A 22,487-nucleotide genomic window follows, 5' to 3' on the forward strand; every position below is an offset into this window, starting at 1 on the left:
GGATCTGAAGCCAACAGCTCTTCCTTTTGACGAGATATTATGACTGCAATCGTAGACATCATTGGGCGCGAGGTTCTGGACTCGCGCGGCAATCCCACCGTCGAATGCGACGTGCTGCTGGAGTCAGGCGTGCTGGGCCGTGCCGCCGTGCCGTCGGGCGCATCGACCGGCTCGCGCGAAGCCATCGAGCTGCGCGACGGCGACAAGAGCCGCTACCTCGGCAAGGGCGTGCTGAAGGCCGTCGAGCACATCAACACCGAGATTGCCGAAGCCATCATGGGCCTGGACGCGTCCGAGCAGGCGTTCCTGGACCGCACCCTGATCGAGCTCGACGGCACCGAGAGCAAGAGCCGCCTGGGCGCCAACGCCATGCTGGCCGTGTCGATGGCCGTGGCCAAGGCCGCCGCCGAGGAAGCCGGCCTGCCGCTGTACCGCTATTTCGGCGGTTCGGGCGCGATGCAGATGCCGGTGCCGATGATGAACATCGTCAACGGCGGCGCGCACGCCAACAACAGCCTGGACATCCAGGAATTCATGATCATGCCCGTGTCGCAGACCAGCTTCCGTGAAGCGCTGCGTTGCGGCGCCGAGGTGTTCCACGCGCTCAAGAAGATCCTGGCCGACAAGGGCATGTCGACGGCAGTGGGCGACGAGGGTGGCTTTGCGCCGAACTTCTCGTCGAACGAGGAGTGCCTGAATACGATCGTGCAGGCCGTCGAGAAGGCCGGCTACCAGGCGGGGAAAGACGTGCTGCTGGCGCTGGACTGCGCGGCCAGCGAGTTCTACCACGAAGCCGAAGACGTGTACGCGCTGGAGGGCGAGGGCCTGAAGCTGTCGTCGACGCAATTCGCCGACTACCTGGCCAACCTGTGCGACAAGTTCCCGATCGTGTCGATCGAGGACGGCATGGCCGAAGGCGACTGGGACGGCTGGAAGACGCTGACCGAGAAGCTCGGCACGCGCGTCCAACTGGTGGGCGACGACCTGTTCGTGACCAACACCAAGATCCTGAAGGAAGGCATCGAGCGCGGCATCGGCAACTCGATCCTGATCAAGATCAACCAGATCGGTACGCTGACCGAGACGTTCGCCGCCATCGAGATGGCCAAGCGCGCTGGCTACACCGCCGTGATCTCGCACCGCTCGGGCGAGACCGAAGACAGCACGATCGCCGACATCGCCGTGGGCACCAACGCTGGCCAGATCAAGACCGGCTCACTGTCGCGATCGGACCGCATCGCCAAGTATAACCAACTGCTGCGCATCGAAGAGGCTCTCGGGGATACCGCGTCATATGCGGGCCGATTCTTCTTCTTCTGTCTGCGCCAGAACGTCCCCGGCAAGTAGGGCAATGCCACGGACCGTGGTCGCGTCAAGAACCTACAACTATTGAAACAGAAGGAGCGCAACATGTCGAAGCCACTGTTGGGCTGCGTTGCAGACGATTTTACTGGAGGCACTGACCTCGCCAGCATGCTGGTGAAGGGCGGCATGAGGACCGTACAAACCATCGGAGTTCCGGAGAGTACGGTCTTGGATGCCGATGCGATTGTTGTCGCTTTGAAGACCCGCACGCTGCCGGTCCGTGATGCGGTAACGGAATCTATCGAAGCTCTGCGCTGGTTGAAACGGGTTGGCTGTAGACAGTTCTACTTCAAGTATTGTTCGACGTTTGATTCGACGCCAGCAGGAAACATCGGCCCGGTGATTGACGCGATGATGGAGGAACTCGGCACGGACTTCACCATCGCATGTCCGGCTTTTCCAGAGAACGGCCGCACGGTGTACAACGGCTATCTCTTCGTTGGGGAGGTCCTGCTTAGCGAGTCGGGCATGAGAAATCATCCGCTGACGCCGATGAAAGACTCGAATCTTGTCCGGGTCCTTACGCCCCAAACGAAGCAACAAGTCGGACTGGTGGGCCGCAGCGTCGTGGCAAGGGGTAGCGAAGCGATCCGCGCAGAGTTTGAGCGGTGCAAGGAGGAGGGCCAGCAGATCGCAATCGTGGACGCAATCGAGAATGAAGACCTGTGCCGAATTGATGAGGCCGTATCCGATCTGCCGCTGCTGACCGGCGGCTCTGGGCTCGCGATTGGACTGGCGGACAACTTCAGGCGCGCGGGAGCACTGAGCGCCTCGCCAGATGCCGCCAAGCTTCAGCCTAGTTCTGGTCGCATGGTTCTGCTGTCCGGAAGTTGCTCCGTGGCGACGAATGCCCAGGTCGAACATTGGCTGAAAGAGCATGCGGGGCTCAAGATCGACCCGTTGGCCATTCATCGGGGAGAGGATGTGGTCTCTTCGGCAGTGGACTGGGTCATGCAGCACGACGAGCCAGTCCTCGTCTATGCAAGCGCCAGGCCCGACGAGGTCGGTAAGGTCCAGCAACAGCTTGGCGTGGAAGCGGCCGGCCTGTTGGTGGAAGGGGCGCTTTCCGCGATTGCGGCAAGACTTCATGAACAAGGATTCAACAAGTTCATCGTTGCCGGTGGCGAAACGTCGGGAGCCGTTGTCAAGGCACTCAACGTGAAGGGATTGCGTATCGGAGAGTCCGTCGCTCCAGGCGTTCCCTGGACGCACTCTCTCGATGGGGAGCCTATCGCACTGGCGCTCAAATCGGGAAACTTCGGCACCGTCAGCTTCTTTGAGGAGGCGATGAGGCAATGCCCCTAAGCGAATCGAAGGTCCGTGAGGAAATCGCTCTGGCCGCCAGATCAATCTTTGACCGAGGATTGACGCATGGCAGCACCGGGAACATCAGTGTCGCGATGGAGGATGGCTGGCTGCTAACGCCAACCGGCGCTTCGCTCGGCAACCTGGATCCTGCGCGGCTGTCAAAGCTTGATCGTGACGGACGACATATCGCTGGCGATGCTCCCACGAAGGAAAGCTTGTTGCATCTGGCGATGTATCAGGAGCGAAAGGGGGCAAGGGCCGTCGTGCATCTGCATTCGACGCACTCTGTTGCCTTGTCGTTGGATCCAGACCTGAATCCTGACGATCTTCTCCCTCCGTTGACCGCTTACTACGTGATGCGTGTCGGATCCTTGCCGCTGGTTCCCTATTTTGCGCCGGGAGACCCCAAGCTGGCGGAGGCAATCCGATATTGGGCCGGAAAGCATCACGCCATGCTCTTGGCGCACCATGGTCCAGTGGTGGCGGGCAGCAGCCTGGCGGCCGCGACGGATGCCGCAGAGGAGTTGGAGGAAACGGCGAAGATCTTCATGATGCTTCGAGGCAGAAAGACACGTGAGCTCTCTGCCGAGCAGGTTGCGGCGTTGCGCAGTAAGTTCGGGGCACCTGGTTAGGGGACTGCGTTTGTGGGGCATTGTGGCACTGGAAGCGCGAATAGGTGTTACGAGGCTAGCGTGATGGGGCAACTATGGATTGACGCGGCCATTCGCCGTCTCACACACTGAGAGCCCTTAATCGAAAAGGGCCTCGGTGGACGAGGCGAACGACGACTTCACGCTATGCTGACGCGCCGGTTATCTTTGAATGCGTTGCGCGCCTTCGAGGCGACCTCGAGACTTCGGAGTATGTCCGCAGCGGCTGACGAACTTTGCGTGACGCACGGCGCAGTCAGCCGGCATATCAAGCTGCTTGAGGAAAATTTAGGCGTTACGCTACTGACTCGCGGTCCGCACTCGACTGAAGCTACGAAAGCCAGCACCTTGTATCGATACACGCTGACGCGAACGCTTTCTGCAGCAATCTCTGCCGTGCTGACCGCGCTGAACGTACGGCCAAACTTTCCGTGGAGTAGCGAGCGGAGCATCAAGTGCAGGCAGACCGCCAGCGCACCGGTGAACCACACCCATTCACGCGGACCGAAGCCGGTGCCGCAGATCGACAAGGACGGCACACCGTAGATGCCCTGCTGACCTGCGAATTCGTCCTGCCACTCGGACACGATCTTCTCGACAACAATGCCGAATCCGATGGTGACCATGGCGAGCGCAGGTCCCTTTAGGCGCAAGGAGGGCAGCGCAATAACGATGCCGAACACACCGGCCAGGGCTGTGCTGACACCCAGAGCCAACCAAGGGTTCCAGCCCGCCCGGGTAGTCAACAGCGCGACAGCGTACGCGCCAACCGCAAACAGTCCGGGATGGCCAAGTGACTTCTGGCCGGTTCGGCCGACAAGGACGTTCAAGCCTGCCGCGGCAATATAGTTGACACCGATGAGGAAGAGGATCTTGAGATAAAACGCGTTGTCCGCAAGAAGAGGAACCGCGGCGATTGCGATGGTTGTGGCGGCAATTCCTGCCAGATGTGTGCGATTGTCGGGCGCCATCAGACTTTCTCCACCAGGCGTTGTCCAAGCAGCCCCTGAGGGCGCAGGACCAGCACGAGAATGATGAGCAGGAACACGCTGATTTCCCGTAGTTCCGCTTGCCTGAGGCCGACCATGGCCTCGATCAATCCGATCATGAAATCGCCGAGCATGCAGCCGCGCGGGTTGTCCAACCCGCCGAGGATGGCAGCAGAGAATGCCTCGAGCGCATGCGTCAGACCCATGAAGACGGACGCAGTCGTGATGGGCGCGACGAGCAGGCCAGCCAAACCGGCCAGTCCCGAGCTGACGACAAATGCGATGACCACCACTGCCGTCACATTGATACCCATCAGTGTTGCAGCGCTCCGGCTTTGCGCCACTGCCCGCAACGCCTTGCCGATCCTTGTGCGTCGCATGACAAGATCCAGCGCAAGCAAGGTCGCGATACTGAATGCCAACACGAAGAGTTCATGAGGAAGGATGCCCGCACGCCAAATCTGATGACGTCGCTGCCGAGTGGTGAAGGCAGAACGGTCGCGGAGGGCCCCCAGACCGCCAGCGCTGAGTTTTGGACAATGATGCCGAACCCCAGCGTGCTCATCACCCAGGCAAGGCCGGTCGCACCCAGAAACGGACGGACCGCCGAGTAATAGAGAGCAGTGCCCAACAGGCCCACGACGACCAACGTGGCCAGCATCGCTGCGAGATACAGTGATGGGGTGACATCAGCAGGTGAGAGCGTGGCGATGGCGCTCTTCCCATTCAGAAGCAACAGGGTGGATACGCCGACAAAGGCGCGCCGGCTACCAGGAATTCACCTTGCCCGAAGTTGAACGACTTTGTTGTGTTATGGGAGATGTTGAACCTCATCGCGACCAGTGCATAGACGCCGCCCAAGGTTAGGCCGCTGAAAATCGCCTGGAGAATTGCAATCATGTCTTGCTCCGTGTAGCCGTGGACGGCATCGGATCGCCGCCCACGGGAGGGCGTTGCTTAGCGCTTCAGGTCGGCGGTGGTAATCGATTTGCTGACGTTGTCCTCATAGCGCACGACTGTCTTGCCATCCTTCCATCGGGCGAGGTAGAAATCCCTCACGCTGAGACCTTCATGATTCGTCTTGCTGAACGGCTTGTCGTAAGTCTTGACGATGCCCTGGACGCCGCTGACTTGCTCCAAGGCTGCCGCCACCTTCGGACCATCCGTCGAACCTGCGGCCCTCATGGCCGCCGCAATCAACATCACGGAGTCATAGGTTTGTGCGGCGCAAGGGAAGGTGGTGAGTGTCGGAAAGTCCTTCCGGACTCGATCGGCCAGGGCTCTTGCGCGCGGGCTGCTGTCCTCGGTCGTGGACGCCGCAAGAATCATCTGCTCGGAAAGCGTGGTGCCGGTCATGCGCGGAAACAGGGAGCTCAGGCTGCCCCAGGTACCCAGCGTGATTGGCGCGTAGTTGATCTTCTCCATGCTGCGCATTACCTGTGCGGAGCCATCGGCGATGCATGACCGTGTCGGCGCCTGCGTCCTTGATCTTGTTCAGTTGCGAGGTGATGTCTGAGGGCAAGTTGGGCTGTTGTCGGAGTTTCAGGCTATCTATGACGAAGAGATCAAGGATCGGAAAGCTCTTCTAGCGCGCAGCAAGGAAATCAATTTTACGGACCTCATTCGCCATGCACTCGCGAGGCCGAAAAAGAAAGGAAGACAACGGTCACGCCAGCGAAAAGTAGTCAGCAAGAGAATCTCACGTTAGGCGCTGAAATCGGTGAATCTGGCATGGGATCGATTACAACGGGTCGGATCCCGCTAACAGGAAAAAAATGAGCGCTCGCAAGCGCTCAAAAAGGAGGATCGGCAGAGCCGACAGACAACACTAGTTGCGTGAGGGCGCAGGAGAGACCATGTCAGCCACCGAAAAGTTTGGCCGGTAGAGTTACGAGCTGCGGAAACAGCACCATGAGGAACATCACTGCGAACTGCACCAGCATGAATGGCATGACGCCGCGGGTAACCTGGTCCATCTTCATCCGCCCCACGCCCGCTACCGCATTGAGAACCGTCCCGACCGGTGGCGTGACAAGCCCGATTGAATTGTTGATGATAAAGAGCACCCCAAAATAGACGGGATCGATGCCGGCCTGCTTGATCAGAGGCATCAAGACTGGCGTCAGAATCAGGATCGTGGGCGTCATGTCCATCGCGGTCCCCACGATCATCGCGAGAATCATGATGGCAATCATCAGCAAGATGGGGCTGTCCAGGAACGGCGTCAGGAGGTCAACGACCTGGTCAGGCAGTTGCGCCACCGTAATCAGCCAGGATGAGACCATGGCGGCCGCAACGAGGAACATCACGACCGCCGTTGTTTTCGCTGACGCCAGGAATACCGCGTAGAGTTGATGCCACTTGAGTTCGCGATAAATCAAGCTCGCGACCACCAGAGCGATCACGGCGGCGACCACCGCGGCTTCGGTGGGGGTAAAAACGCCGAAGCGCAGGCCCACCAGGATAACAATGGGAAGGGTAAGCGCCCACGCCGCCTCCCTGAGGGCGGTCAAGATCTCCCTGGGATTGCGCTTCGGCGGCGGTTCTAGCTTTTCGTTTCGGATGAGCCACCACCACGTTGCCCAAAGGCCCACGGCCAACCAGATCCCCGGAAAAATGCCGGCAAGAAACAGCTTGGAAATGGAGACGTTCGCTGCAACGCCGAAGATGACGAACCCGATGGAAGGCGGAATGATCGGACCGATGACGCCACACGCGGCGATTAATCCACCGCTGCGGGCCTTGTCGTGCCCCGCCTTGACCATCATGGGCAAGAGCAGGGCCGTCAATGCCGCCGCATCGGCCACAGCGGAGCCGGACAGTGCAGACAAAACACACGCTGCAACGATGGTGACGTAGCCCAGTCCGCCCCGGATATGGCCAACCAGCGCCATGGCAAAGTTCACAATCCGTTTGGACAGGCCGCCGGTATTCATGATCTCTCCAGCCAACATGAAGAACGGTACGGCGAGCAGCGGAAAGCTATTGGCGCCTTCGATGATGTTCTGCGCGAGGATCTGAGAATCGAACGTCCCGAGATGCCACATCAGGGCGACGCCGCATAGCAGCAGCGCGAAGGCAATGGGCACGCCCAGCATCATGGTTCCCAGGAGCGAGGACAAGAACACTGCGATGGTCATGATTGGTTCCTCGCGCAGATTACTTAAGGGGGGCAGGCAGATCGATCGGCTCCTCTTCGGACTCTCGAATACCGATCAGTTCTGTTTCGGAAAGATTGCCCATGAGCAGCCGCCAGAGGTTGTCGAGAAGAATGATGCCGATCGAAATGGCACAGACGACACCGCTTGCATAGAAGATCCCCATCGACACGCCCAACGTCGGACTTGTCGCGCCGATGTTGACCTTTACCTGTTCGAGCGACCCCTGAAGCAGCAGCCAGCAGCAATAGAGCATCAGGCAGTGTCCCAGCGCCAGGCAGATTTTTCGTCCGGTCGTCCCGAGCCGCGACACAAGCATGTCCGTACCAAGATGGGCCCCGTCTCGCATGGCAGCCACGGCCCCCAAGAACGTCACCCAGACGAACAGCCACCGGGAGAGTTCATCGGAGACAGTGATTCCGGAATTGAAGATGTACCGCAAGACGACGTTGCCGAATACCAGTACGACCATGATCGCGAGAGCAATGACCATCAGCACCTGGACGGCTTTGCAGTAGCCATCAATGAGATTTCTCAGCATTGTGTACCTCGTAGCTTGAACGGAAGGCGAGCGTTCGCCACATATCGATTGCGCGCAGGAACCTGTACGGCCTGCGCTCAGCGCGCCGTCACGCGAGCCTTGTTGAGTTCGGCGGTGATCTGGCTGAACGTGTCTTCGCCAAGCAGCTTGGCATGCTTGTCATAGACGGGCTTCAAGGCCGTCCGGACCCGCGCGCGTTCTGCGTCGGTCAGATCGTTGTATTGCATGCCCTTGGCCTTGAGGCTGGTCAGCAACTTCGGATCTTGTTCGCGATTGAAGCGACGCTCGTAGTCGCGCGCCTCGTGACACGCTTCCTGAAGCACCTTACGCTCGTCAGCATTCAGACCATCCCAGAACTTCTTGCCAACGAGTACCACTGCTGCGCCATAGATGTGTCGTGTCTCGCTGACGTACTTCTGTACCTCGAAGAACCTGCTGGTATAGATGCTGTTGTACGGTGTTTCCTGCCCGTCGATGGCACGAGATTCCAGCGCGGTATATACCTCGGTGAACGCCAGCGGCGTCGCGTTGGCGCCGAGCGTATTGAAGACATCGATGAACACAGGGTTCTGGATGGTACGGATCTTGAGCCCTTTGAAGTCTTCGAGCTTGCGAATGGGATGCCGGCTGTTCGTAACGTTCCGAAAGCCATTCTCCCAGTAGCACAGCCCAACAAGACCGGTGTCTCGCAGTTTCTCGAGCGTGCGTGTTCCTACGGGGCCGTCCAAGACGGCGTCGGCCTCCTTGTAATCGTTGAAGAGGTAGGGCAGATCAAAGAGTCCAAAGTCCTTGACGGTTGTCGCGGCGGCGGCCGTCGAGACGATTGCCATCTCGAGGACGCCACCTTTTGCTGCGGAGATCGACTGGACCTCTGCCCCCAGTTGGCCGTCGGGATAGCCGCGCACCTTCATCTTCCCGCCAGTCTTCGCGGCAACGATTTCGGCCAACTTGGCGACTCCTGCCCCATAGGGATGATCCTTGGGCACGACATAGCTAAGCTTCACGTTTCGATCCGTGAAGTCTGCCGACATCGCCTGAGGCGAAAGGAATACAAGAGGAAAAAGGCACGTCGTGAGCAAAGCGCAGCGGGTGTTCATGGTCGTCTCCTGTTTTATATGTGTGGGGCGCCAAGAAAAGCTCAGGCCGGGGGATTGAACAGCGCCGCACGGACGAATTGGGGCGAGGCGATGTTTGCGCCTTGCGCTTCAATTAATTGGCGCGCTTCCTCCACCAGCATGGTGTTCGTCTGGGTTGCGAACAATGGACAGTCCTCGAGCCCCACACGCACGTGACCACCGCTTCGCGCAACGTACGGAATCAAATGCCGAATATCGACGCCAAGGCCTGCAATCATCCAGGGCGAGCCCGAGGCTTCCTCTTGCAGTAACTCGAGATAGGCGGCTAACGCATACTCTCTTGGCCGGAAGCCGAACGTGAGCTGGTCGGAAAACATGAAGCGGTACATCGGCATCGGCACCTCGGGCATCGCGCGACAAAATGCGGCGGCCAAGCGCAGATAACCGGGCTCATAGATCGCAAAGCCGGGGTGCAGTCGATGCCGCGCGGCAAGCTCCAGGCCATGGCGAATCGCAGCAGGGGTGTTGATGTCGACCAGGCCCTTCGCACGCGTCTCAACGTCTCGATAGCTGACCAGGTTAGTGGAGCCAGGATCTACGATGAGCCATTCCGCGATGCCTTGATCGGCCATCGCATCCAGATGCGCATAGCGCTTCGGACCCGCATCCTCGGCGATCGACTCGGCGTTGCTCATGTACCGGATCGCGGGATACACAACGACGTCGGTCTTTGCCCGGATCCGACTAATGATGTCCGTCACAAGCCCGAGATCAGTGGATTGCTCGCCTGTGGCCACGTCGTATGCATGAAAGTGGACGACTGATGCCCCGGCATTCGCACACGCGACAGCTTCCTCGACGATCTCGTCGGGTGATAGAGGGATCCTGGGTTGGAGTCGGCGCGTCCACGGTCCATTCAACGCAACCTCGATGCAGACAGTGTTTGATTTCATTGCTTCCTTTGGGAAAACGTCGTCGTTGAAATTGCCTCGGACCGGCACGGATGCGTGCCAGCTCGACGCGGTCATGTCGCGACACATCAACAGGGCGGGGTTTCGTCAATCCGCTGCGTCATCGATCGGCGTGCTGAGGGGTTCTCGTCCGTACAAGTGAAGCGAGGGCCATGGGGTGCAAGGCAGTCTCCTGTACCGCGTCGCATGCATGACGGGCCTCTTTTGGTATGGTGATGTAATGGTATGATGAGTACCCCAGAAAGCCAAGAACTAGAGATCTGGCGTAAACCCGACGTGGGAGGGATGGGCGAGTAAGTTGGCGCCGCCGTGGGCGTTGCCGAATCGCGGCGTGGGGAAGGGGAGAATGTGCCGCCGACACATGGAAATGCGGCGACCAAGCCTGTGATCTGACAGACGATGGCAGATCACGGCTAACGGGGTGCGAGACGGGCCCGGTCCGAGGTCCAAACCCAAGCACGACGCGTCCGAAGAGGGGCGATGAGAAGCCTGGGGCAGGCCAGGCTTTCCGATCGGCAGGTTAATCCGCCGTGAGGAAGCTGCGCTCAACAGGTTTCAGCATGCTGTCGAGACGATAAACGAGCGGAACCCCGTTCGGGATATTCAGCGCAACGATGTCTTCGTCCGAGATGCCATCAAGGTGCTTGACCAAGGCACGGATACTGTTGCCGTGGGCCACAATGAGAATGTCTTTTCCACTCCGCAAGTCAGGCGCGATGTCTGATTGCCAGTACGGTAGCACCCGTTCCATGGTGTCTTTCAGGCATTCCGTGGAGGGAACGAGCGCCTTGTCCAGTGCGGCATACTGAGGGTCCGCCTGGGCGTGCCGGGGATCATCGGACTCCAGCGCGGGGGGGCGCACGTCGTAGCTGCGCCGCCATTGCAATACCTGTGCGTCTCCAAATCGTATCGCCATCTCCGCCTTGTTCAGGCCTTGCAGGGCGCCATAGTGTCGCTCGTTCAGGCGCCAGTTGTTCTTGACGGGTACCCACATGCGATCCATTTCATCCTGAATGTGCCAAAGCGTTCGGACCGCTCTTTTGAGTACCGAGGTGTAGGCAACATCGAATTCGAAACCGCTTTTCTTCAACAGACGACCGGCTTGTCTGGCTTCCTCGATCCCAGTGGCGGTGAGATCGACATCGGCCCATCCTGTGAATCGGTTCTCCAGATTCCAGGAGGATTCGCCATGGCGAACGAGGACTAGTGCTGGCATAACAGGAACTCCAGAAAGGGAAAGGGCGCGGCGCAGACGGACCGCGCACTAGAAAGACGCTTGACGGTCAAGCCGCATGCAAGATCGCAAGGAACTCAGAGACACCCAGCGACGCGCCACCGACGAGCCCACCATCGATGTCAGGGGCGCCGAACAGGTCGGCCGCATTTGCCTTCGTCACGCTTCCGCCATAGAGGATGGGTACCGAATCGCGGAGCGACTCGGCTTTGGAGCCAAGGCGTTGCCTCAGGTGTGCGTGGGCGTCCTGTGCTTGCTCGACGGAGGCGGCTCGTCCGCTGCCGATAGCCCAGACGGGTTCGTAGGCAACGACAATCCCATCGAGCGATAGGGCGGCTTCGGCTGCAAGTCGATCCAGCACGACGTCGAGTTGTTGGCCAATTACCTGTGCCGTACGGCCGGTATCGCGTTCTTGCTGCGATTCGCCCACGCAGATGATGGGGCGAATTCCGGCCTCCAAACACCGCAGTGCTTTTTCGGCAACCACCTCGTCAGTTTCGCCATGGCGTGTGCGGCGTTCTGAGTGACCAACAACGGCGAACCTGCAATCCAATTCCTTCAACATCGATGCGGACACTTCGCCTGTATAAGCTCCCTGCTTGGCCGTGGATACATCTTGGGCACCGACAAGCAAGGCGCTATCGGCGAGGACTTTGGCGGCGCGCGCCAAATACACCGAGGGAACACAGATGGCAGCGGCGCATTGGACACGATGCGAGGCCACCTCCGGCAGCATCGTGTTGACAAGCTCAAGACTGCCGTTCAATTTCCAGTTACCAACGACCAGACGCTTCTTCATGGAATCTACCTACTACCTTTGCTGGCCTCTGCCGTCGTTGGTTGAGCTGCGTTCAACGGTGAGCAGGGGCATGATCAATCTACCGAGCACTGGATTGGCGCCAGCGTCCGCTGGATGGTGATTTCAAACTGAAATCACGCTCACTCGACGGCAACGCTGCGCATGGCCAGCTTCAGATCGGTAGCCGCCACCTCTCCTTCGCGACGGGCAATGACAAGCGTCGCGACGACGTTGCCGATGACGTTCACCAGCGCACGACCTTCGCTGATGATCCGGTCAATGCCAAGCAGCATCGTCACCCCGACCAGGGGGATTTCTGGAACCAGCGCGAGCGTTGCTACCAGAGAAACAAAGCCAGCGCCTGGTACGCCGGCGGAGCCTTTGGTGGTCAACGTTGCCACCCCAAGGATCATCAACTGATGCCAGATGGTCAGTTCGACATGCATCGCCTGTGCGATGAACAGGACCGCCATGGTGATGTAGATGTTGGTGCCGTCGGAGTTGAAAATATAGCCGGCTGGCATAACGAGGCCAACGGTTCCAGGCTTGCAACCAACGCCCTCTAGCTTTCGCATGAGCGCGGGCAATGCGGCATCCGACGACGACGTCGCGAGCACCAGCACAAGCTCGCTCCTGAAATGCCGCAGTACCGCCAGGATGCTGAACCCATACCAGTAGCCGATCGCGCCGAGGACAAGGAAAACAAAGATGGCCGCGGTGAGATAGAAACTCGCGATCAGGACGAGCAGCGATTGCAGCGAGGCAATTCCGAACTTCCCGACGGTGAATGCCATGGCGCCAAATGCGCCGATTGGCGCAAACCGCATGATCATGTTGATGAGGCCGAAGATCCATTCGGCGCATGCATCGACGAGTTCACGGATGGGCCGGCCTCTGTCCCCCATCTTTCCAAGGACCAACCCCATCAGGATCGATACAAACACGACCGGAAGGATGCCGTCGCTGGTGAAGGCGCCAATCAGAGTCTTCGGGATGATTTCGAGGAAGAAATCTGCGAGTCCATGACCCTGTGCCGCAGTGACGTATTGCTTGATCTGGCTGGCATCCAGCTTCGCCGGATCGACGTCGAAACTCGCGCCAGGCTGGATGATGTTGGCGACGACCAGCCCAATGAGCAGCGCAACCGTCGAGGCAATCTCGAAGTAGAGCAGCGCTACGCCACCGACTCGTCCGACCTTGCCGAAGGTCTGCATGCCAGCGATGCCGGAGACGACCGTAAAGAAGATGACCATGCCGATGGTCATCTTGATCAGTTTGATGAAGCCGTCACCGAATGGCTTCATTTGCGCGGCGACCTGAGGATAGAAGTGTCCCAATGCGATGCCGATCAGCATCGCAATCACGACCTGGACATAGAGATTTCGAATCACGAAGTGCAAGACGCTGGGGCGGCTTGCAGTGATGGTGGCGCCCGTCTCTTGAACGGAATCAGGCATTGTGTCTCGCTCCCTTGGTTCGAAGCCGATCCAGCCTCCGGCCGTGGTCTACCTGTCTGATGGTAGGCCTATCATACCAGTGCAAGCGAAACGCGCACTAGGAAGGGTAAACCCTGGATCACTCCTGCTTTGCCACGATCAGTCGAGACCAGTCACGCGCCCAGAGCAGGGCCGTGCCCCTCGATAGCTCGGACAAGGTGGTGCTTCGCCGGGCCGTGCGGTTGCCATGGCCGCTTCGCACGCGGGCGCCCGGCGGCGCGTCCCGCCCAAGGGTCGCCGGGTGCCCGCGCCACGGGGGGCGGGACGGTGCAAGGCGGGGTCTCCCCCCTCGGACACGGACGCGGGCACGGCTCGCCGCGTGGGTGGGCGGCGGATGCGGCGCGCTGGCCCTTGGGGTGGCCGGCGGACATCACCCAGGCCGGTTCCCTCGGCCTGGCCAGCGCGTCCCGCCACTTTGGTCCCCAGACGGGGACGAGGCCACTGTTACCAACCACAACCAACCGTTGCCTGGCGCATGCGCCGGTCACGCCGACACGCCGCGCGCGCCATGCGACGCCGCGTGCCCGCCAGAACTCCGGGGCGTGGCACGCGCCCATACCGGCGCATCAAGGTGGTGAATCTGACCTGCAAGGGCAAGCAAGTTGCCGACCGCCCGGAGAAAGCCGCATCGACGCTGCGCGCAATCGCTGGGCGATATTTCCCCGGCGGACCTGGTAACGGTCACGCGCGTGTTGCACTAGCTGGAGGGATTGAATGCCAGCGATGAGCGGGTAGTGAGTACGAAATGAGCACGCGCGATTGATCATGGCACCTGACGATACGCACGACGCCACGGACTGGCGCGACTGGGAGAATTTCTGCCGGGTGGTGGAAGCAGGCAGTTTCACCACCGCCGGCGCTCGCGCAAGCGTGCCGAAATCCTCGGTCAGCGCGTCCGTGACCCGGCTTGAGCGCCAGCTCGGGATTCGGTTGCTGGAGCGGACCACCCGCCGCATGCGCGTCACCGAAGCCGGTAAAGCGATATATGCGCGCTCGGCACCGCTGCTGGCGGCGCTGCGGGATGTCGAAGCCGATGCGAAGTCGGCAACGCCGTTAGTCAGGGGAACGCTACGGCTGAGCGCACCTTACGAGATTGGCTGGCTGCATCTATCTCCGGCGCTCACAAAGCTTCTCAAACTGTATCCCGACCTGCGCGTCGAGATCGACGAGTCGCGCGTGGTTCCCGACCTCGTCGAGCAAGGGTACGACGTGGCCTTTGTCAGGACCACCACGCAACTGCCGGGCAGCTCGCTGGTGAGCAAGCGGATGGTGACGATGGAGCGCGCCTTCTACGCCTCCTCGGCGCTGATCCGGAAACACGGGCTTCCCATGGCGCCGCAAGACCTGGAGGCCTTGCCCGTGATCGCAGAGCCTGGCGACCAGTACTGGGAGCTATGCCAGGGTGCAAAGGAACTAGCGCGGGTGCCAGTGCAGCCTTGTATCCGGACCTCTAACGCGGAAATACGGGTGCGGGCTGCCGTCGACGGCCTAGGCGTCGCGCGGCTCGCGTCGAGCTGTGTCGAAGACCATGTCCAACGCGGCGAGCTGGTGCGGATTTGGCCGGCATTCACCTCAACCCCGTCCAAGATCTACGCACTCACGCCAGCGCGCCGGTTGATGCCGGCCAAGGTGCGCGCCTTGCTGGAAGCCGTCGGCAGCGCCGACGAATAGCGGCTCTCTCCGGTGGCAGAAGCGATGCGTTCAAGCCAGCAGTAGTCAAGCACCGGAGGCTCCAGAGAGGCCTTCAACCCCACCTTCCGCGTAACAGTTGGGTGTCGGAATCCAGGAAAAGAGACGGGGATATGCAGGAGGAGGACCCGGATCGAAGCAGCAAGGCATAAAGGACGCGCCTCGCGACTGCGACCTCTGGACAAGGCAGGGCATTGACGCCAGACGCATGACCGGTTCTAACGGGCGCACCACGGTCCGGCTTATGCCGCAAGGGGGGCGCAACTTTTAAAGGCGAGAATGCCCGCGCCGAGGGCGAGGGCATTCTGCAAGCTTGGCTTGCCGAATCAGGAGCAGGTGTAACTGCTCGCGTGGAGGGGATCGCCGTTCACGAAAGTGATCTTCTTCGGATACGCGCACAAGGGCATGCTTTTGACGGGAGATGATCCGCGAGCCATGAGAGTGTCGGGGGAAACTCCATTTTCCACCCAGTCTTGAAGGGCAGCGAAGAGTTCCTCTCGTTTCGGAAGGGCCGGAACAGCCGCCGGATTGGCGCTGCCGTTGTGGTAACCATTGAATCCGTGTCCCATGCCAGGAACGAGATAGAACTTATAGAAGCTCTGCGTGGCTGCTAGACCTCCCATTTTCGACACGACCTGGTTGTAGTAGTGGACGGATCCTTGGGGCGGGATCGCTTCATCATCCAGACCATGGTAGTGGATCATTTTCCCTCCGCGAGCTTTGAATGCGGACAAATCTGGATTGTTCGCATCAATGCTGCTGAACGCGGCTTGCAACGATATCCCGCGCTCAAAAGCGTGAGACAAATCCGCGTAGGAAAGCCTCTTCCAGCGTGATGCGCCATTTCCGGTAGCGTTCACGAAATTTGGTTCCGCCATCGTTGGATCTTGGAGGTTTAGTGCGAGTACATCGGAAGCGATAGTGAAGGGGCCCTCTGGTGAGGCATTGACATTAGTGGTGGGAGAAAAACTACGGACCCACGCGTCGTACAGGGAGGTCCCACGCGACATGCCGTACCAGCGTCGGCTGCCGCTTAATGCAGAATCCCAACCGTTATCGATCGCCGGATCGGGAACGCTGCCATCCGAAGTCATGCCATACCAGACCTTGTTAAGGGCAGACGCTTGGGCAAGATTGACACAGTTGGCGCTACCACTTGTGCCAAGTACCCCATCATTGCCATTGACACCAGTGCACAGCACCGTCGCATCCCTTGTTGGATCGTAGCGGCACTGGGAAGGGTCGACAAGATATCCCATATGCTGGCCGCCCACCATGTCGCATGCACTTATTGCTGTGTTGGATACGAAATCAAGCTGGGCCGTCGTCGGGATGGGGATGCCGTTGTCGACCAAGTCACGCTGATACACGATTTGCGGGTACATTTCGGCCGTGATGAAACGCGTCCAGTTCATTGCAGGAAAGGCAACCATAATCCCGTCGTAGTCCTCAGGATATGACTGTGCTGCCTGCATGGCTTGGCGACCACCCATTGATCCGCCATCAAAGTACGCGTGGGAAGGTGCCGAGCCGTAATATGCTGTCGCCAACGCTTTCGTTTTCACTGCCAAATCATGGACGGTACGCAACGAGAAGTCGCGCCACCCAGCGGAGTTGATCGATCCGTCGGGGTTCATTGCGAACGATCCGCCGTGCTGCATGTCGGTGTGACCGGTGTCGGAGCTCGCACTCACGGAGCCGTCCGTCGCTGCGATCTCGGCAGGGCTGCCGGATGCATTGATAAGTGTTGCAAGCTGCGCGATGGACGTTTCCACGCCGCCGCCCCAGCCGCCGCTACCGAGAACGTGGATGCGCTTGTTCCAGCTCGTTTTCGCGGGAAGCCAAACCTCCATGCCGACTCCAGAAGTTGTTGAAGGGGCATCCGCCGGACCTGAATTTCCGGGGCCGACGCTGAGCTTTACCATACACAGGTCGTTGCCGGCAACTGGTGTCGCACCTGTTGCGGCGCCACTCAGCAAGAGCGGATCGCCCTTTTTGAACGCTTTCACGAGTAACACCGTGGTGTCGGCATCTGGTTTGAATCCGGTCTTGAGGGAGTCGTCGCAGCCCAGAGTTGCCGACGTCCCCGAAGTGGGGGCAGGCGGCTCGTCACTGCCGCCGCAACCGCCCAGGGCTGAGAACCCGATGACTGTCGCAAGGGTAGCTATTGCCCGTGTCGGCATTGAACGCGGATAGGGAAGTTCCATCAGTGTCTCCAATATATTGTTGGGTCGTTTACGTGCGCCTGGCCCGACACCAGGTCAACCCGCATTCAAGGCGAAGAAGTGCAGTAAGGGACCCTAGTGAGATGCACTATAGTGCATCTCATCTAATGATAGTTGCGCACTATCTTGCAGTGATCCAGAATCTTGCTGTTCTTGCGCTGTACTCTTGCTGTTCTGCATCCATGAGCGAGCGCCGGACTCGTGTGTGACCCCTAATCCCTTTCCCAAAGATGTCAAAGCCGACCCCTAAGAAAGCGGAAGCCCCCATCCAATTGCTGGCTGACCGCGTACCGATGCGCCTTGATCAATTGAGAAATGGAGGGGAACGCATGGCTCGACAGTCTTTACGGCCGTGGCATGGATTTCCGGTTGAGTTTCACAAAGGCCGTGCCGAGAACAGAGATATTGGGGCGCTGCTCTATCCGAACGCACTGATCTGGCAGCAAAGAGTCGGGCGGACCCAAGCTGGCATGACTGCGGGCTGCCAGAAAGTTGAGGCTGTCACCCAGGCGGGCGACTACCTTGTTATCCAGGAAAATTTCGAATTTGATCGTGGACGCATCCAGACAACAAATACATATGGAATCGCGGTTGAGATCAATCGGGAGAAATTGACGCACCTGTTCCCAGACGAGAGCGGGACCATGAACCTGTCCGGATTCAAGATTGTGCAGGACAAGACGCTGGACAATCTCTTTTCGTTGATGGAGAAGGAGATTGCTGACGGATGCCCTTGCGGTGGACTTTACGCGGAAAGCTTGTCCATCGCGTTGGTAAGTTATCTGACCCACGCATATGCCAGTCCAAGAACTCCGCGAAAGATTGGGAATCGTCTCTCGGGACGAAACCTAGACACGCTAAAGGCTTATGTCCGGGAAAATCTTGGAAACTCGAATGAACTTCATTTGGCGAAGCTGGCCAGCCTTGTTCATACAAGCCCATATCATTTCGCGCGCCTTTTTAAGGCAGCCCTTGGCATTACGCCGCACCGCTACGTCATGGATTTACGTATCATCGAGGCACAACGACTATTGCGGACGGATCTCACTATCGCCGAGATAGCGGCTCGAACTGGGTTCGCATCCGCCACACACATGTCAGACGTGTTTCGACGCCGCAAGGGTGTTTCGCCGACTCAGTGCCGTAATTAGACTTGTTCGAGGGTGCCCTTCCGAACAACCTGAAAGGGATAATCGACCACGGTACTTCCCACGGGCTGTCGGACGCCTCGTCCCGGGCGAGTTCTAGCCATTGCCGGGGAAATGCTACGGAGCGGGCGCACATTCCGATGCGGCAAGGTCCATAGACGGAGTTGTGGCGGCGATGACTGGCCTGGGCGCGTCGAGCCGCTCGTGCCAGCAAGACGGCAAGGGGCGGAATGCTGAGATACGTAGCGAAGGATCTCAGCTTTTGCACCCGGAGACGCCGGCGGTCACGCTTGAATCGGCACCAGCCTCGATGGGCCTTACGCTTTCCGATGACGAGCTAACGACGATTCACGGCCCGCGCTGGAGGCTTTTGATAATCGGCGCAGGCCAGTTGTCGCAGTTTCTTGCCAGGATCGCTGTAGCGATGGACTATGACGTCAGAGTTTGCGATCCGCGTGAGGAATACCGGGACGGATGGCAGGTTGATGCCGTCGAGGTCATCCATGCAATGCCAGACGACATGGTGATTGCTATGCGGCTTGATCATCGGAGCGCGGTCATCGCGCTCACGCACGACCCGAAGTTGGACGATCTCGCACTGATGGAGGCGCTGAAGTCGCCCGCCTTCTATGTTGGAGCCATTGGGTCTCGGCTTAATAGTGCCCGACGACGAGAGCGACTAAAGGAGTTTGACGTCAGCGAAGCTCAGGTGTCGAAGCTCCGCGGCCCAATTGGCGTGTTCATCGGGAGCAAGACACCTCCTGAGATCGCCACTGGTGTCGGATGACATCATTATCGGCCTGGTGAAGGATCGCCTTAAGCAGCCCGACTGCGAAAAGGGCTACCTGTTCGACGGTTTCCCGCGCAGGATCCCGCAGGCCGAGGCCATGAAGGAAGCCGGTGTGGCCATCGACGACGTGCTGGAAATCGACGTGCCGTTCGACGCCATCATCGAGCGCATGAGCGGCCGCCGCGTACACGTGGCTTCGGGTCGTACCTACCACGTGCGCTACAACCCGCCGAAGGTGGAAAACGTCGACGACGACACCGGCGAAGCGCTGATCCAGCGCGACGACGACAAGGAAGAGACGGTGCGCAAGCGCCTGGATGTGTATGCGCAGCAGACGCGACCATTGGTGGACTTCTACTCAGCCTGGGCATCAGGGGCGAGGCAGGATCCAAAGTGACGCCTCCACTCTTCCGCCGCATTGAGGGCATCGGCAGTGTAGGCGAGATCGCGGAGAGATTGGCTGACGTGCTTGCGTAATCTTCATCTTGAGGCGGCGGAAAGTAACTGTGGGCCGTGCTGTGATGAACCGCCGTGCAAAGTTGGAGGGCGCCGTCCCAGCGAAAGAACGAGAAACGGTTGGGATCGGAGATGATGATTCGAAGTTCGGGACCATGTATGAAACACGCAGGACGTGGCCGGGAGCGTTCGAGTGGCGGTCGCTTGCACAGCCAGCGGCATCGATATTCGCGTGGCTGATGGCGCACTTTTAGGGGCGCATCAGAAATCAACCTGTCTTGATAACCGCGATTATCTCGATAGCCACTTTAAGTCCGGAACTGGCGCCGCTGCGGTACCATGGCACCCTCCCGATTTCGCGAAGTTGCCGTGCCCGAGACGTCCACCATCCCTGATGCCGCGCCTGATGCTAATGGCGCCGTCCCGCCGGCCGAGCCGGCTCCGGTACGGCGGCGCCGGCGCGCGCCGGTCGCGCCCACGCGCCTGCTCGGGCCCCATCACTTCGCCTTCTACCGCGGTGTGCTCGAAGGGGTCGATCTCGCCCGCCTGGCCGACCGCTATCTCGACACGGGACGCGATCTGCGCGTGGCGCGCGCCACCGTCGACTGGATCTCACAGGAACTCGCCCGCGGCGTGCGCCGCCTGGCCACGCGGCCAGCCGGCGCCGGCGGAACCGCGCACCAGGCGCCACAACAAGCCGCGCACCAGGAAGGGCCAGGGCAGGGCGGAGCGGCCGCGATCCCAGGAATTGCGGGAACCCCATCGCCACGCCGCTGGAGCGAGGCCGCCTGGCAGGCGCTGTTTCACCCGCCGGCGGGCGAGAGCACGGCCGCCCGCCAGGCCCGGCGCCAGCGCCAGCAGCGCGCGCTCGAGGCCCTGCAGCCGCTGCTGGCGGCGCGCCCCGGCCCCGACGATGCTGTCAGCGGCTGGTTCGCACCGGCGATCGCGCAGCGCCTCGTCGGCGCCGGCTGGACCACGCTCGGTGCGCTGCACGCCGGCATCGCGCAGGGCGGAGCGCGCTGGTACCGGCGGGTCGCCCGCATTGGCGCCCACACCGCCCGGCGCATCGAGGCGTGGCTGGCCGAGTTCGCGACCGAGCTCGGTGCCCTCCCGCCGGCGGCGCTGGTGCCGCGGCGCCGCGCCAGCGCCGCGGAGCTCGCGAGCCTGCGTCCGCCCGCCGCGATGGTGGCCCCGCTGGAGGCGCTGCTGCTACCGCCGGCGCTCGATGGTCGCCAGGGTCACAACCGCGCGGCCGCTGGCAGCAAGGCGCGCATCGCCGCCCAGAACGACCTGATGGCGATCCACGCCTGGCTGGGCGTGCACCTGCCGGTCGGCGGCCACACCTGGCGCGCGTACCGCACGCAGGCCGAACGCTTGCTGCTGTGGGCGGTCTTCGCCCGCGGCAAGGCCCTGTCCGACCTGAGCGTCGAAGACTGCAGCGCGTACCTGGCCTTCCTGGCCGATCCGCAGCCCGCGGCGCAGTGGGTGGGCGCGCGCGGCACGCCGCGCTATCGGTTCGACTGGCGTCCGTTCGAGGGGCCGCTATCGCCGGGCAGCGTGCGCCAGGCCTTCACCATCGTGAAGAGCCTGTGCGCCTGGCTGGTTAGCGCCCAGTACCTGCGCTACAACCCGTTCGCGCTGCTGCCCAAGCCCAAGGCGGCAGGCGGGGGGCGCATCCAGGTGGCGCGCAGCTTTACCGAGGCGCAATGGCAGTTCCTGCGCAGCTTCGCCGCGAGCCTCCCGCCCGACGATGCCCGCACCGTGCGGATGCAGTTCCTGTTGCGCTTTGCCTACGCCACCGGCCTGCGGATCTCGGAGCAGGCCGCGGTCACCGTCGGCGATCTGCGGCAACAGGATCTGGCCGCTGACCAGCGCGGCGTGTGGACGTTGTCGTTCGTGGGGAAGGGCACCCGGGCCCGGGAGGTGCACGTGCCCGCGCCGGTGGTCGTGGCGCTGCGCGACTACCTGGCCGCGCGCGGCCTGGGTCGGGCGTTCGAGCGCCTGCACCCGGAGACGCCGCTAATCGGCCGCGTCAAGACCGACGGCCACGCCGGCAAGCTGTCGGTGGCGCAGCTCGATGCGATCTGGAAGAGGTTCTTTGCCCAGGCGGCCGCCGTGCTGGCCACGGAGGACCCCGCTGGCGCGGCGCGCCTGGCGCAGGCCAGCGCCCACTGGCTGCGCCACACCTTCGGCTCGCACGCGATTGCGCGGGGCGTGGCGCTCGATGTGGTCCAGCACCAGCTCGGCCACGCGTCGCTGGCCACCACCTCGGTCTACGTCCATGCGGAGGACGCCCGCCGCGCGCGTGAACTCGATCAGGCAGGGATGTACTGACCGTCGTAGCCGAGGTTACGCTTCCGCTTTCGCGATTGACGCATGACCGGGCGCGGCCATTTCGACCCATTTGACGAGATGCCATAACTCGCGCCTGACTGCACTGTGCTGTCTACCCGCAGCATCAACAGGCCCATTGTCGTCGCTGCAACAGGCATGGGCCCAAAAAACTGAGTGGTTGACCTCATACCCCTCCTAAGTCGGGTCCGGACCTCGCTCAAATATGCCGAAAAGACAGCGATAATGCTAGATTCATTC

The 22,487-nt window shown here is 60.7% G+C and carries 15 protein-coding genes and 5 pseudogenes; 9 read left to right on the forward strand and 11 right to left on the reverse strand.

Features of this window, described 5'->3' with window-relative positions; genetic code table 11:
- The first annotated feature begins 39 nt into the window (after window positions 1-39).
- From eno to ACZ5MJ_RS08875, 4 genes and pseudogenes are all read left to right on the forward strand, one after another.
- On the forward strand, window positions 40-1,347 hold the full coding sequence (gene eno / locus ACZ5MJ_RS08860; protein ID WP_464223467.1) for a phosphopyruvate hydratase: 1,308 nt from the start codon (window positions 40-42) through the stop codon (window positions 1,345-1,347).
- Between the two features lie 63 nt (window positions 1,348-1,410).
- Complete coding sequence (otnK, locus tag ACZ5MJ_RS08865; protein ID WP_464223468.1) at window positions 1,411-2,670, forward strand: 3-oxo-tetronate kinase; 1,260 nt, start codon at window positions 1,411-1,413, stop codon at window positions 2,668-2,670.
- Window positions 2,661-3,305 carry a 3-oxo-tetronate 4-phosphate decarboxylase gene (gene otnC, locus ACZ5MJ_RS08870; RefSeq protein WP_464223469.1) on the forward strand — a complete coding sequence of 215 codons (645 nt, stop codon included), beginning with the start codon at window positions 2,661-2,663 and terminating at the stop codon, window positions 3,303-3,305. Before otnK ends, otnC begins: the two co-directional genes overlap by 10 nt.
- A 165-nt stretch (window positions 3,306-3,470) precedes the next feature.
- Window positions 3,471-3,635 (forward strand): annotated as a pseudogene (locus tag ACZ5MJ_RS08875) (LysR family transcriptional regulator); the annotation flags it as partial.
- Window positions 3,636-3,706: 71 nt separating this feature from the next.
- On the opposite strand, the pseudogene ACZ5MJ_RS08880 reads toward ACZ5MJ_RS08875, so the two are convergent.
- From ACZ5MJ_RS08880 to dctA, 10 genes and pseudogenes are all read right to left on the reverse strand, one after another.
- Window positions 3,707-4,294, reverse strand: a pseudogene (locus ACZ5MJ_RS08880) (branched-chain amino acid ABC transporter permease); the annotation flags it as partial.
- Window positions 4,294-5,212, reverse strand: a pseudogene (locus ACZ5MJ_RS08885) (branched-chain amino acid ABC transporter permease). The pseudogenes ACZ5MJ_RS08880 and ACZ5MJ_RS08885, both read right to left, overlap by 1 nt.
- A gap of 57 nt (window positions 5,213-5,269) precedes the next feature.
- Window positions 5,270-5,737 (reverse strand): ABC transporter substrate-binding protein, encoded by a 468-nt coding sequence (locus ACZ5MJ_RS08890; RefSeq protein ID WP_464223470.1) that lies wholly within the window; start codon window positions 5,735-5,737, stop codon window positions 5,270-5,272.
- A 434-nt stretch (window positions 5,738-6,171) separates the two neighbouring features.
- Window positions 6,172-7,452 carry a TRAP transporter large permease gene (locus ACZ5MJ_RS08895; RefSeq protein WP_464223471.1) on the reverse strand — a complete coding sequence of 427 codons (1,281 nt, stop codon included), beginning with the start codon at window positions 7,450-7,452 and terminating at the stop codon, window positions 6,172-6,174.
- A 19-nt stretch (window positions 7,453-7,471) separates the two neighbouring features.
- A complete protein-coding gene (locus ACZ5MJ_RS08900) occupies window positions 7,472-8,011 on the reverse strand; it encodes a TRAP transporter small permease (RefSeq protein WP_464223472.1) in 540 nt (179 codons plus the stop codon).
- A gap of 77 nt (window positions 8,012-8,088) precedes the next feature.
- On the reverse strand, window positions 8,089-9,108 hold the full coding sequence (locus ACZ5MJ_RS08905) for a TRAP transporter substrate-binding protein (RefSeq protein ID WP_464223473.1): 1,020 nt from the start codon (window positions 9,106-9,108) through the stop codon (window positions 8,089-8,091).
- Between the two features lie 41 nt (window positions 9,109-9,149).
- Window positions 9,150-10,115 carry a beta-keto acid cleavage family enzyme gene (locus ACZ5MJ_RS08910; protein WP_464223475.1) on the reverse strand — a complete coding sequence of 322 codons (966 nt, stop codon included), beginning with the start codon at window positions 10,113-10,115 and terminating at the stop codon, window positions 9,150-9,152.
- A gap of 463 nt (window positions 10,116-10,578) precedes the next feature.
- Entirely contained in the window at window positions 10,579-11,274 is a 696-nt protein-coding gene (gpmA, locus tag ACZ5MJ_RS08915) for a 2,3-diphosphoglycerate-dependent phosphoglycerate mutase (RefSeq protein ID WP_464223477.1), read from the reverse strand.
- 67 nt (window positions 11,275-11,341) lie between these two features.
- On the reverse strand, window positions 11,342-12,091 hold the full coding sequence (gene tpiA / locus ACZ5MJ_RS08920) for a triose-phosphate isomerase (protein WP_464223478.1): 750 nt from the start codon (window positions 12,089-12,091) through the stop codon (window positions 11,342-11,344).
- A gap of 140 nt (window positions 12,092-12,231) precedes the next feature.
- Window positions 12,232-13,548 carry a C4-dicarboxylate transporter DctA gene (dctA, locus tag ACZ5MJ_RS08925; RefSeq protein WP_464223479.1) on the reverse strand — a complete coding sequence of 439 codons (1,317 nt, stop codon included), beginning with the start codon at window positions 13,546-13,548 and terminating at the stop codon, window positions 12,232-12,234.
- Between the two features lie 804 nt (window positions 13,549-14,352).
- Between dctA and ACZ5MJ_RS08930 the strand changes: the two genes are divergently transcribed.
- Window positions 14,353-15,258, forward strand: a complete 906-nt coding sequence (locus ACZ5MJ_RS08930) for a LysR family transcriptional regulator (RefSeq protein ID WP_464223480.1) — start codon at window positions 14,353-14,355, stop codon at window positions 15,256-15,258.
- Window positions 15,259-15,602: 344 nt separating this feature from the next.
- Here the strand turns inward: ACZ5MJ_RS08930 and ACZ5MJ_RS08935 are convergent, their stop codons facing one another.
- Window positions 15,603-17,483 carry a tannase/feruloyl esterase family alpha/beta hydrolase gene (locus tag ACZ5MJ_RS08935; protein WP_464223481.1) on the reverse strand — a complete coding sequence of 627 codons (1,881 nt, stop codon included), beginning with the start codon at window positions 17,481-17,483 and terminating at the stop codon, window positions 15,603-15,605.
- A 248-nt stretch (window positions 17,484-17,731) separates the two neighbouring features.
- Between ACZ5MJ_RS08935 and ACZ5MJ_RS08940 the strand changes: the two genes are divergently transcribed.
- The 4 genes and pseudogenes from ACZ5MJ_RS08940 (at window position 17,732) to ACZ5MJ_RS08955 (ending at window position 22,229) form a co-directional block, all read left to right on the forward strand.
- The gene (locus ACZ5MJ_RS08940; RefSeq protein ID WP_464223482.1) at window positions 17,732-18,652 is read left to right on the forward strand and encodes a helix-turn-helix domain-containing protein; all 921 of its coding nucleotides are present in this window, start codon (window positions 17,732-17,734) and stop codon (window positions 18,650-18,652) included.
- Window positions 18,653-18,929: 277 nt separating this feature from the next.
- Window positions 18,930-19,430 (forward strand): annotated as a pseudogene (locus tag ACZ5MJ_RS08945) (XdhC family protein); the annotation flags it as partial.
- Window positions 19,423-19,916 (forward strand): annotated as a pseudogene (locus ACZ5MJ_RS08950) (nucleoside monophosphate kinase); the annotation flags it as partial. The pseudogenes ACZ5MJ_RS08945 and ACZ5MJ_RS08950, both read left to right, overlap by 8 nt.
- A gap of 318 nt (window positions 19,917-20,234) precedes the next feature.
- Window positions 20,235-22,229 carry a tyrosine-type recombinase/integrase gene (locus tag ACZ5MJ_RS08955; RefSeq protein ID WP_464223483.1) on the forward strand — a complete coding sequence of 665 codons (1,995 nt, stop codon included), beginning with the start codon at window positions 20,235-20,237 and terminating at the stop codon, window positions 22,227-22,229.
- The last annotated feature ends 258 nt before the right edge of the window (window positions 22,230-22,487 follow it).

The sequence above is a fragment of the Cupriavidus sp. LA-1 genome (assembly GCF_055385985.1).

Coding starts and splice junctions, on each gene's coding strand:
- eno (WP_464223467.1), top strand. CDS start 40: ATGACTGCAATCGTAGACATCATTGGGCGCGAGGTTCTGGACTCGCGC.
- otnK (WP_464223468.1), top strand. CDS start 1,411: ATGTCGAAGCCACTGTTGGGCTGCGTTGCAGACGATTTTACTGGAGGC.
- otnC (WP_464223469.1), top strand. CDS start 2,661: ATGCCCCTAAGCGAATCGAAGGTCCGTGAGGAAATCGCTCTGGCCGCC.
- ACZ5MJ_RS08890 (WP_464223470.1), bottom strand. CDS start 5,737: ATGGAGAAGATCAACTACGCGCCAATCACGCTGGGTACCTGGGGCAGC.
- ACZ5MJ_RS08895 (WP_464223471.1), bottom strand. CDS start 7,452: ATGACCATCGCAGTGTTCTTGTCCTCGCTCCTGGGAACCATGATGCTG.
- ACZ5MJ_RS08900 (WP_464223472.1), bottom strand. CDS start 8,011: ATGCTGAGAAATCTCATTGATGGCTACTGCAAAGCCGTCCAGGTGCTG.
- ACZ5MJ_RS08905 (WP_464223473.1), bottom strand. CDS start 9,108: ATGAACACCCGCTGCGCTTTGCTCACGACGTGCCTTTTTCCTCTTGTA.
- ACZ5MJ_RS08910 (WP_464223475.1), bottom strand. CDS start 10,115: ATGACCGCGTCGAGCTGGCACGCATCCGTGCCGGTCCGAGGCAATTTC.
- gpmA (WP_464223477.1), bottom strand. CDS start 11,274: ATGCCAGCACTAGTCCTCGTTCGCCATGGCGAATCCTCCTGGAATCTG.
- tpiA (WP_464223478.1), bottom strand. CDS start 12,091: ATGAAGAAGCGTCTGGTCGTTGGTAACTGGAAATTGAACGGCAGTCTT.
- dctA (WP_464223479.1), bottom strand. CDS start 13,548: ATGCCTGATTCCGTTCAAGAGACGGGCGCCACCATCACTGCAAGCCGC.
- ACZ5MJ_RS08930 (WP_464223480.1), top strand. CDS start 14,353: ATGGCACCTGACGATACGCACGACGCCACGGACTGGCGCGACTGGGAG.
- ACZ5MJ_RS08935 (WP_464223481.1), bottom strand. CDS start 17,483: ATGGAACTTCCCTATCCGCGTTCAATGCCGACACGGGCAATAGCTACC.
- ACZ5MJ_RS08940 (WP_464223482.1), top strand. CDS start 17,732: ATGTCAAAGCCGACCCCTAAGAAAGCGGAAGCCCCCATCCAATTGCTG.
- ACZ5MJ_RS08955 (WP_464223483.1), top strand. CDS start 20,235: ATGGCACCCTCCCGATTTCGCGAAGTTGCCGTGCCCGAGACGTCCACC.